7 protein-coding genes are annotated in these 10212 nt (G+C 74.0%); 5 read left to right on the forward strand and 2 right to left on the reverse strand.

Annotation, left to right across the window (positions count from 1 at the left end; translation table 11 throughout):
• Positions 1 to 920 precede the first annotated feature (920 nt).
• Together ABZ873_RS26105 and ABZ873_RS26110 are read right to left on the reverse strand one after the other, a co-directional pair.
• Positions 921 to 2330: an MFS transporter gene (locus ABZ873_RS26105; protein ID WP_360876347.1), complete on the reverse strand. Its 1410-nt coding sequence runs from the start codon at positions 2328 to 2330 to the stop codon at positions 921 to 923.
• Positions 2331 to 3019: 689 nt separating this feature from the next.
• Entirely contained in the window at positions 3020 to 3499 is a 480-nt protein-coding gene (locus tag ABZ873_RS26110; protein WP_360876350.1) for a hypothetical protein, read from the reverse strand.
• Positions 3500 to 3881: 382 nt separating this feature from the next.
• Here ABZ873_RS26110 and ABZ873_RS26115 point away from each other — a divergent pair, with 382 nt between their 5' ends.
• The 5 genes from ABZ873_RS26115 (at position 3882) to ABZ873_RS26135 (ending at position 10050) form a co-directional block, all read left to right on the forward strand.
• Positions 3882 to 5132 (forward strand): NAD(P)/FAD-dependent oxidoreductase, encoded by a 1251-nt coding sequence (locus tag ABZ873_RS26115; RefSeq protein WP_360876353.1) that lies wholly within the window; start codon positions 3882 to 3884, stop codon positions 5130 to 5132.
• Positions 5133 to 5954: 822 nt separating this feature from the next.
• Positions 5955 to 6497 (forward strand): FABP family protein, encoded by a 543-nt coding sequence (locus ABZ873_RS26120; protein ID WP_360876371.1) that lies wholly within the window; start codon positions 5955 to 5957, stop codon positions 6495 to 6497.
• 204 nt (positions 6498 to 6701) lie between these two features.
• Positions 6702 to 7112, forward strand: a complete 411-nt coding sequence (locus ABZ873_RS26125) for a polysaccharide deacetylase family protein (protein ID WP_360876356.1) — start codon at positions 6702 to 6704, stop codon at positions 7110 to 7112.
• A complete protein-coding gene (locus tag ABZ873_RS26130; protein ID WP_360876359.1) occupies positions 7061 to 7192 on the forward strand; it encodes a hypothetical protein in 132 nt (43 codons plus the stop codon). Before ABZ873_RS26125 ends, ABZ873_RS26130 begins: the two co-directional genes overlap by 52 nt.
• Positions 7193 to 7977: 785 nt before the next feature.
• Positions 7978 to 10050, forward strand: coding sequence for an RICIN domain-containing protein (locus ABZ873_RS26135; protein WP_360876362.1), 2073 nt, complete (start codon positions 7978 to 7980; stop codon positions 10048 to 10050).
• The last annotated feature ends 162 nt before the right edge of the window (positions 10051 to 10212 follow it).

A 10212-nucleotide genomic window follows, 5' to 3' on the forward strand; every position in this document is an offset into this window, starting at 1 on the left:
CCCGTGCGGCAGAACCCGCCCCGGTTGGTCGGCCGGCGGCGTGGACGGCGTGCCCGACCCCGGCTCAAGTGGCTGGCCGGACTCCAGGAGCGGCCCCGACTGGACAGGCTGGCCGGACTGCACAGGCGGCTCGCTCGGCTCGGGCTGAACGGACTCGCCGGGCCGCGTGGGCGGTATGCCCGACGCGGCCTCGGGCGGCTGGCCGGACTCCATGAGCTGCCCCGACTGGACGGGCTGGCCGGACTGCACAGGCGGCTCGCTCGGCTCGGGCTGAACGGACTCGCCCGGCATACCCGACCCGGCCTCGGGCAGCTGGCCGGACTCCACGAGCGGCCCCGGCTGGACAGGCTGCCCGTGCTGCATGCGCGAGCCGGGCTGGCCAGGCTGCACAGGCGGCTCGCTCGACCCGGGGTCAGTGGACTCGCCGGGCTGCACAGGCGGCCCGCTCGGCCCGGGTAGAACGGACTCGCCAGGCCGCGTGAGCGGCATGCCCGACCCGGGCTCGGGCAGCTGGCCGGACTCCACGAGCGAACCCGGCTGGATGGGCTGGCCGAGCCGCGTGCGCGAGCCGGGCTGGCCGGGCTCCGCAGGTGGCTCGCTCGGCTCGGGCTCAATGGACTCGCCGGGCCGCGTGGGTGGCGTACCCGCCCCGGGCTCGGGCAGCCGGCCGGACCCCGTGACCGGCCCCGGCGGAGTGGGCTGACCAGGCTGCGTGCGCGAGCCAGGCTGCATAGGCGGCCCGCCCAGCCCAGGCAGAACGGACTCGCCCGCCAGCGCGGGCGGCGCGCCCGACCCCGGCTCAAGTGGCTCGCCAGGCCGCGCAGGCGTCGGCGGCTCGTCGGGGGGCGGCGGGGCAGGCTGTGGAGGGGGCATCGGCTCAGTATCCCGGGTGCGGGCATGGTCCAGAAGGTCCGCCCCCCTCAGCCTGAGTCCTCCCGCATCGACAGCGGCGGGACGCGGCCCCGCCGTACCAGCCCGTGCCGGACCGCCATCACCACCACCGCCACCGCCACGATGAAGAGGCCGCCCAGCCGCAGGATCGCGTCGTACGCGTCCTCCGGCGGGTGTTGCGGGGTCAGCGCGGAGATCGCCGCCGCCGTGCCCGCCAGGGCGATCGCGCCCAGGGTGACCAGGAAGGTCAGCAGCACCCCCGACGCCTCCCCCGCGCGGGCCGGCGCGACCACCTGCTGGGTCGCCACGCTGGAGAAGGTCCAGCCGAGCCCCAGGCCCAGGCCGCACCAGGCGAAGACCGGCACGTACAGCCACCAGGCGCCGGCCAGCGTCAGCGCGTACATTCCCGTGCCCGCGACCGCCCCAGCCAGCGCCATCACCGCCGTGGGCCGCATGTGCCGGGCGAGGCGGGCGCCGAGCGGGCCGCTGAGCGCCACCAGCAGGGCCGGGGCCAGGAAGACCGTGCCCGCCTGGAGCGGGGAGAGGCCGCGTACGCCCTGGAGGTAGAGGGTGGCGAGGAAGACGGTGACGCCGTAGCCCATGTTCGAGAGCGAGCCCATGGCCGTGACCAGGACATACGGGATGTTCCGGAAGAGCCGCAGGTCGACCAGCGGATGCCGGGCCCGCCGCTCCCGTACGGGGAACAGCCCGCCCGCCAGCACCGCCACCCCGAAGAGGGTGAGCGTACGGGTGCTCGTCCAGCCCCAGGCGTCCCCGCGTTCCACGGCCAGGGTGAGGGCGGCCAGGCAGCAGACGACCAGGGCGCAGCCGGTGAGGTCGAGCTCGCGGGGCGCGGAGCTGTCGCGTGAGTCCGGTACGTACACCAGGGCGACGAGCAGGGCGAGCAGGCTGAGCGGGGCCATCAGCCAGAAGATCCAGCGCCAGCCGGGGCCCTCGGTGAAGCCGCCGCCGACGAAGGGGCCGAGGGCGGTGCCGATGTTGGCGACGCCGAAGACGGCGCCGAGGGCCTTGGCACGGGTCTCCTCGGGGAAGGTGTTGGTGATCACGGAGACGGACACCGGGAAGACGAAGGCCGCGCCCACCCCCTGCGCGATACGGGCCGCCACCAGCGGGCCGAGGCCGGGGGCCAGGGCGCAGCCGACGGAGCCGGCCGTGAACAGGGCGATGCCGGCCAGCAGGGTGCCGCGCCGGCCGAAGACGTCGCCGACGCGTCCGCCCACGATGAAGAAGCAGCCGATGGCGAGCATGTAGGCGGACAGGGTCCACTGGGCCGCCGAGACCGTGATGTGCAGTTCGGCGGCGATGCCGGGGAGAGCCAGGTTGAGGGCGAAGAAGTCGAGCTGGATGCAGAAGAGGGCGACGGCGACCGCGACGAAGGCCCCTGTACGCCGGGCTGCCGAGGGGGTCTCCGCGCGCATGGGCGCTCCTCTCCGGGCTTCGCCCGCCGGGCGGGAGCGGTGAGCCCGAGGGCGGCCTCGGCCCGGTCGGTGCGTCGGCGGGCGGGGTCGGCGGGCGGGATCCGGGGCCGGGCTCCGGGGGACCGCTGTCCCATTGTGGAACGGCCCGCGGGGCGGCGCAGTGCGGCGGCGCCACCGGACTGCGCCGCCCCGCGGTGGACGCGTACGGCGAGGGTCAGCGCACGGTGCGCATCGGCGGGATCATGGTGGCCCCTGGTGCCTTCGGGGCGGGACGCGTGGGGCGGTACTCGGCCTCCATGACGGCGGCCGGGACCCCGCCTCCCCGTCGCCGTTCCGGTTGAAGGCCAGCTGGTGGCCTCCGTCGGCGGTGGTCACGGCGAGGGAGATCGACCCGGTCATGCCGTCGCCGTGGCCCCGGAGCGTCGTACCGCAGCTCGTGACGTACCGCGTGAGGCCGAGACCGTAGGCGACGTCGTCACCCCACGGCACCGCGGCCGTGGTCTGCGTGGCCTTGAGCTGCTTCGGTGACAGCAACTCGCCGCGCAGCAGATCGCGGTAGAAGCGGTGGAGGTCGCCGGTGGTGGTGATGATGTCGCCGTGGACCGGAGGCCCGGGGGTTCGATGATGCGGCCGCGGACCTCGGCCCCGTAAGCAGCGCGGCGACAACCAGGTGGCGGCCACCCGCGTGCTCACTCCGGCTGGACGCTCGCCAGCGCTCGGCTGATCATTCGTGTCGCGAATTCGCGGTCGCCCGTGATGCGGTTGATGTGTTCCGCCAGCAGGAAGGCCGTGGCCTCCAGGGGGTTCATCTCCTCCTGGGTCCAGTCCCCGTACTGCTTGCGCCACAGGTTCGGGCTCAGGCCCGTGCCCGCCGCCACGACCATGCCCGCCATCGTCGGGATCACCTCGGGGCGCACGCTCCGCGGCATCATCCGCATCGTGGCCACCAGGTCCGGCACCACGTGCTCGATGGGGTCGCGCTCGTTGTCCTCATACGCCTTCCGCAGCCACGTCATGAACATGTAGATGAGCGTGCACGCCCCGTCCAGTACGTCATGGACCTCATCCGGGGCCATGGAGGCCGCCAGTTGCTCGGTCAGCAGCCGCTGTTCGGCATCGCTCGCGCTCGTGCCCTCGTACACGGCCTTGAGCCGCGAGTCGATCACCATGAGCGCCGAGCCCACGTCACCGGCGGGAGCGTAGCTGGGCGCAGGGTGATGGCACAGGATCCTCCTCAGAACAGCGCGGCAGGCGCGCGGCGTGTCCGTACCGTAGACCTGCGGGGTGGAGGGAATCCGGCGAATGCCGAGGGATCACCCGCAAGTTGGCGCGTCCGCGACAGGGCGTCGCGAGGGGCGCCCGTCGAATGCGCGTACGGAGGACAGGGCGCGCCCGTGGTCCGGAACAGCGGGCCGCCCCCGGCGGCGGCGCGGGGTCCCCGTACGGGGCGGCCGGGCGTGGAACAGTCGTACCAGCAGCCGCAGTCGGTGCCGGTGCCGGTGTCTGTGTCGGTGTCGGTGTCGGTGTCGGCAGAGGAGAAGGGGTCGGTCCATGGCGGATCGCAGTGCAGCGGGCCCGGTGGTCGTCGTCGGGGCGGGGGTCGCCGGGCTGGTCTGTGCCCTCGACCTGGCCAGGGCGGGTACGCCGGTGCGCGTGCTGGAGGCGTCGGACGGCGTGGGCGGGCGGATGCGCACCGACCGCGTGGACGGGTTCCTGCTGGACCGTGGCTTCCAGGTGTTCAACACCTCCTATCCGCAGGTCAAACGCCGTATCGACCTGGCCGCCCTGCGACTGCACCCCTTCACGCCGGGCGTACTGGTGCACACCCCGCGCGGCCGGGTCCGGTACGCCGACCCCAGCCGCCGCCCCGCCGACGCCCTGCGGATGCTCCGCACCGCCCGCCCCTCGGCGCGCGGCGCGCTCTCGCTCGGCGCGCTGAGCGCCACCGACACCCTCGCGCCGGTCCGCGCGCTCAGGGGGCTGCCCGAGCGGACGACGCGTCAGGAGCTGGCCCGCTGGGGTGTTCCCGGGGAGCTGGTGGAGGGGGTGCTGCGGCCGTTCCTGGCGGGGGTGTTCCTGGAGGACGGCCTGGAGACGTCCAGCCGGATGTTCCATCTGGTCTGGCGCAGCATGATCCGCGGCAGCCTGACGCTGCCCGCGGCGGGGATCGGGGCCGTACCGGAACAGCTCGCGCGGAGTCTGCCGGACGGGGCGCTGACGCTGGGGGCGGAGGTGGCGGGGGTCGACCCGGGCGGGGTCACGCTGGCCGACGGTTCACGCGTGGACGCCGCGGCGGTCGTGGTCGCGACCGGCGCGCCCGCGGCGGCGCGGCTGCTGCCCGCCCTCGGCGAGAGCCCGACGCGCACGGTGACGACGTACTACCACGCGAGCGGCGTCCCGCCCCTGCGCGAGCCGACGCTGCTGCTGGACAGCCGGCGGCGGTTCCTCAACTCATGCGTACTGACGGAGGTCTGCGGCGGCTACGCGTCCGACGGGCGGGCGCTGGTGTCCACGTCGGTGCTCGGCCCCGACACCCCGGGACGGGCGGCGGCCCTGCTGCCGGTGCTGTCGGAGGTCTACGGGGCGGATGCGGAGCGGTGGCAGCCCGTCGCGGCCGTGACGGTCCCGGCGGCACTCCCGGCGATGCCGCCGCCGCTGAAACTGAGCCGGACGGGGCGGGTGGGGAACGGCCTGTACGTATGCGGCGACCACCGCGCGACGGGCTCCGTCCAGGGCGCGATGGCCTCGGGTACCCGAACGGCCCGGGAACTGCTGGCGGACCGGGCGGGCGAGGGCGGCTGAGGACGTACGCCGACTGGCGAGAGCCGAAGCCGGCACGCCGGGCACCCGCCACCACCGGGCCTCTCCGCCCTGCGGCGCGCCCCGCCCGCACCCCGGCGGGACCGGACGGCCGGCGCGACGCTGCCCGAGCCCGCCCGCCCCGGACAGGCCCAGGGCTTGGCCGCCAGCGGCCGCGAGGGCGAGGGCGCGGGCGGGGCCGGGTGGTGCCTTCGCGCCCTCGCGGTCGCTCCCGGCAAGGACTGGGGCTTGGCCCTCAGCAGCCCGGAGGGCAAGCACCCCGGCGGGACCGGACACCGCCTTCGGCAGCCCGGCGGTCGGCCTTGGCATCCGCTGAAGCCTGGCCGTCAGCGGCCCGGAGAGGGAGTACCCCGGGGGCTCGGGTGGTGCATGCGCAGCCTCGCGGTCGGTCCCGGCGATGCTGGAGCATGGCCCTCAGCAGCCCGAGAGGGGGCATGCACCCCTGCGAGACGGGGCAACGCCTTCGTAGCCCCGTGGTCGGTCGCGGCGACGGCTGGAACATGGCCGTCAGCAGCCGGGAGAGCGGGCACCTCGGCGGGTTCGGGGGGTGAGTTCGCAGCCTCGCGGCCGGTCTCAGGGACGGCTGGGGCTTGCCCACAAGCCGCCCGGCGGGCGGGCGATGCATGCGCATCCCCCGTGAGGACTTGGGCCTGGCCGACTGCTCGCCAGCGACGGCGGTGGGTGCCGGGCGCGGCTGCTAAGGGGTTCCAGGCGATGGTGAGTCGGCGGACGAGGCCGAACCGCCTAAGGTTCGAGGCGGGGCGCGGCGATACGTAGACAGGCAAGGTGATCGTGAGCATGAGCATGTTCGAGTCCGTGCGGGAGAACCCGTACCCCGACACCCACACCCTCGGCGAGGGCCCCGAACCGCACCCGCTGCTGCGGCCCGTGCTGCCCCTGCTCGGGCGCTGGCACGGTCGCGGGGAGGGTGAGTACCCGACGCTGGAGGCCGCCTTCCGCTACGAGCAGGAGCTCAGCTTCAGCCATGACGGCCGGCCCTTCCTCCGCTACGAGGCCCGCGCCTGGCTGATCGACGCCTCCGGCGCCCCCGTGCGGCCCGCCGGGCGCGAGGCGGGGTGGTGGCGGGTCACGCCCGAGGCCACGCTGGAGGTCGTACTCGCCCATCCCACCGGGATCGTGGAGACGTACGTGGGGCGGGCGAACGGGGCGGAGTTCGAGATCGGGACGAAGGACGTGTCGCTGACTCCGCTGGCGAAGGAGGTGACGGGGACGCGTCGGGTCTACACGGTGGAGGAGGACCGGATGACGGTCCTCCACGACATGGCGGCGGTCGGGCAGCCGCTCCAGCACCACCTGACGACCCGGCTGGTGCGCCGCCCCACCTGACCGCGTCACCCGGGTGCCCGGCACAGGCTGCGGGCGGGTACGGGTCGTCGCCCGCCGTAGGCCCACGCCGACGGCGGCGGGCCGCGCTGGCGGCGCTGTTCGCGGCGGGGGCGACCGTACCGTACGGCGCTCACGCCACGGCAGCGGCGGCCGGAGTCGCCGCCCGGGGACGAGATCCGCCGGCTGCCGACCTCCCGTCGGGTCGTGGCGCTGACGTTCGACGCGGCCTGGGACGAGGCGGGGGTGGCCGACGTCCTGGCCGAGCTGCGGCAACGGGCCCTCCCCGCCACCTTCTTCCCGACCGGCGCGTACGCGGACGCGCGCCCCGCGGCGGTGCGGGCGATGGGGGCGGAGCACGGGCTCGGGAACCACTCGTACAGCCATCCGTACTTCGACGGGCTCGACAGCGAGGAACACGTGGACGAGGTGCGCCGTGCGGATGCGGCGGTCGAGTTCACGGCGGACACGAACGGCTACCTCGGCCCGGCAGGCGGCATGACGGCGGCCGCGGCGGCGGACGGGCGATCGACGCGCTCAGCCCGGGGGCGATCATCCAGATGCAGGTGGGCAGCAACGGCGACGGCACCGTCCTGGACGCGCAAGCGCTCCCCCTGATCATCGACGGGGCGCAGGCGGAGGGCTACGAGGTGGTCGACCTCCGCCAGTTCCTGCTCCCGGAGCACGCGTCCGCCTGACGGCCCCTGGCCACTGAGCCGCCGTACGTACGGTGCGACGCGGGCCGACGCCCCAGGGCGCGGGACTCGCCGGGCTAGGCACAGACCGCCCCGCCGGGCAGTCCCGGCCCCGAGCACGCGGCGGTGTGTGCGGCCGCGGGCTCCTCGCGCGCGATCCCCTCGCACGGCCGTCGGTGCCAGGCGCCTCGTACAAAGTTGACCCGCCTCCCGGCCGGCCCAGCGCGGTTGAGGCCGACGTCGTGCCACAAGCCATCGCCTTGCCCTGGCCGCGAAGGCCACGCACTCGATACCCACACCACCACCGACCGCGGCCCGAACGGCCCCCGCACACCCGGCCAATACCGTCCTTCCCGCCCGGCCCGCCGAACCCCCGCACGCCCTCCCCGCCATGACGGTGGACCACTCCGCACCCCCACCAGCGGCTAAACCTCAACTTTCGCTCAATCCGGCGCCGTTCACCCTGCCAGCGGAAGCATCCGTTCCTCACCGGTCGTGATCGGAGGAATTCGCCAGGTAGCAATTAGGTGAATTACTGACTGAATTCCCGTCAACAAGCCCACCCGCCATATCTCGATTTGATAACAACCAGCCCTTAAAGGACTGGACCAATGACCCGCGACACACACAACTACCGTTCCCACAATCACATTTGAGTGTTCGTCAAATCAAGCCGACAGGTAACGGAATGATTTCTCGAACCGCGCCCCCGTTTGTCCGAATTCTCCGCCGCGTCCGTCTGGCAGGCTTCCGCGCACCCAGTCTTCCGACAACGATTTGAGGTGCCCATGACAGGACGTCGCAGACGCCCGGCCCCTGCCGCCGACCATCGCCGCAAACCGCGGCGGCTGGTGCTCGCCGGTGCCGCGCTCGCCGCCGCGGGGATGCTCGCCGCCGGCATCGCCTACTCCGGTATCGGCGACGGCGCGCAGGCCGCCGACGCCGTCGAAGCCGCCGCCGCACCCAGTGCGTCCGCCCCGGCCGCGGCCCCCCATCGCGACCAGGAACCGGAACCGCTCAAGGCCGCCCCCGCCAACGAGGGCACGCGCGGCATGGTCTACGACGGCCTGGAGCCGGCGCCCAAGGGCGACCGGTGCGCGGGCGTGTACAAGACCGACAGCGGGCTGTGCAGCCACGGCCCCGACGCCCCGCCCAAGGGCATCGACATAGCCAAGGACGTGGCGCCGGCCGTCCAGGAGACGGCCCCCGCGGCCGACCCGGCCAGCCCCGCGTCCGCCGACCCCGCCACCAAGGAAGGCGGCGGCCGGGCGCAGGACGCGCCCGCCGCCGACGGCGAGGCGACCAAGGCCACCGCGCCCGAACCGGCCGCCGCCGAAGGCACGCAGGCCGTCGCCGCGGGCCCCGCGGGCCAGACCGTCCAGTGCGACGGCGACGGCAGCACCGGCAACCGCGTGCAGGTCGTGTACGTCCACGCGCCCGGCCAGGACCGGTACTCCCAGTACCTCGCGTCCTTCCGCAAGTGGGCCGCCGACGCCGACCTCATCTACGCGAACAGCGCCAAGGAGACCGGCGGCGTCCGCCACATCCGCTACGTGACGGCCGCGGACTGCACACCCACCGTGCTGAACATCGAGCTGTCCTCCTCCGACCTGGCCGAGTTCAGCGCGACCAACCGCGCCCTCGCCGCCAAGGGGCTCGACCGCCGCGACCGCAAGTACATGATCTTCGCGGACAGCAAGGTCTACTGCGGCATCGGCACCTTCGCCGGTGACGAGCGTCCCGGCCAGGCCAACCAGAGCAACTTCGGCCCCTCCTACGGCCGTACGGACTCCGGCTGCTGGGGCGGCCACACCGCCGCGCACGAGCTCGGGCACAACCTGGGCGCCGTCAACAACAGCGCGCCGAACACCAGCCGCGGCGCCCACTGCACCGACGAGTTCGACGTCATGTGCTACTCCGACACCCCGTACTACCCGCAGATGCGCAACATCTGCACCAACCAGGCGTCGGAGAACATCCTGGACTGCAACCACGACGACTACTTCCACACCAGTCCGAAGGCCGGAAGCTATCTGGCCACGCACTGGAACATCGCCGACAACCAGTTCCTGATGCGCACGAAGGGCGGCGGCGGCACCGACCCCGGTCCGAACCCGAACCCGACGCCCACCAAGAAGCCCTCCCCCACCCCGACGAAGAAGCCCACCGGCGGCCCGACCGCCACGGCCGGTGACATCAAGGCCGACTCCGTCGTCGTGAGCTGGCCCAAGGTCGAGGGCACCGCCTGGTACCAGGTGATGCTGAACGGCAAGCACCTCACGTGGGTCCAGTCCACGGTGCTGCGCATCTACAACCTCAAGCCCAACACCGCCTACACGGTGACGGTCAACGCGCGCAGCAGCGCCGGCAAGGACAGCGGGCCCGGCAAGGCCGCCTCCTTCCGTACGACCGGTGGCGCGGGCGGCACCACCACCCCGGGCGCCCGCTACGTGCTCGGCAACGGCAGCACCGGCATGGCCGCGGAGATCTGGGGCGGCCGCACCGCCGACGGCTCCGTGCTCGTCGGCGGCCGTACCAACGGCTACGCCCAGCAGCAGTGGTACTTCGACGACGCGGGCAACGGCCAGGTCCGGATCCGCTCCGCGGTCTCGGGCAAGTGCCTGCAGCCCGGCGCGGCTCCCGCCGCGGGCATGTGGGTCGCCCAGCAGCCCTGCGACAAGGCGAAGGCCGCGCAGGCGTGGAAGATCACGACCCGCGGCAGCGCGGTGACGGTCACCGACCCGAGCGGCGGCTTCGCCCTCACCGTCAGCAACCGCCCCTACTGGGGGAACTGGCTGCTCGACCTCCAGCGCGCGGACGGCCGCGCCGCCCAGAACTGGAACCTCCAGAAGACCGGCTGAGCACGGGCCGGAGGGTCACCGGGCGGCGGCGCCCCTGCGAGCGCCGCCGCCCCGTGCACCCGTGACGCCCTGAAACCGCCCCGGGGGGGGGGGGCCCCCCCCCGGCGCGCGCCCCGGGGGCCCCACACGACCCCCGCCCCCCCCCCAAGCGCCGAAAAACAA

Origin of the sequence: Streptomyces sp. NPDC047014 (genome assembly GCF_040644195.1) — a bacterium.
In the GTDB taxonomy this organism is placed as follows: Bacteria; Actinomycetota; Actinomycetes; order Streptomycetales; family Streptomycetaceae; genus Streptomyces.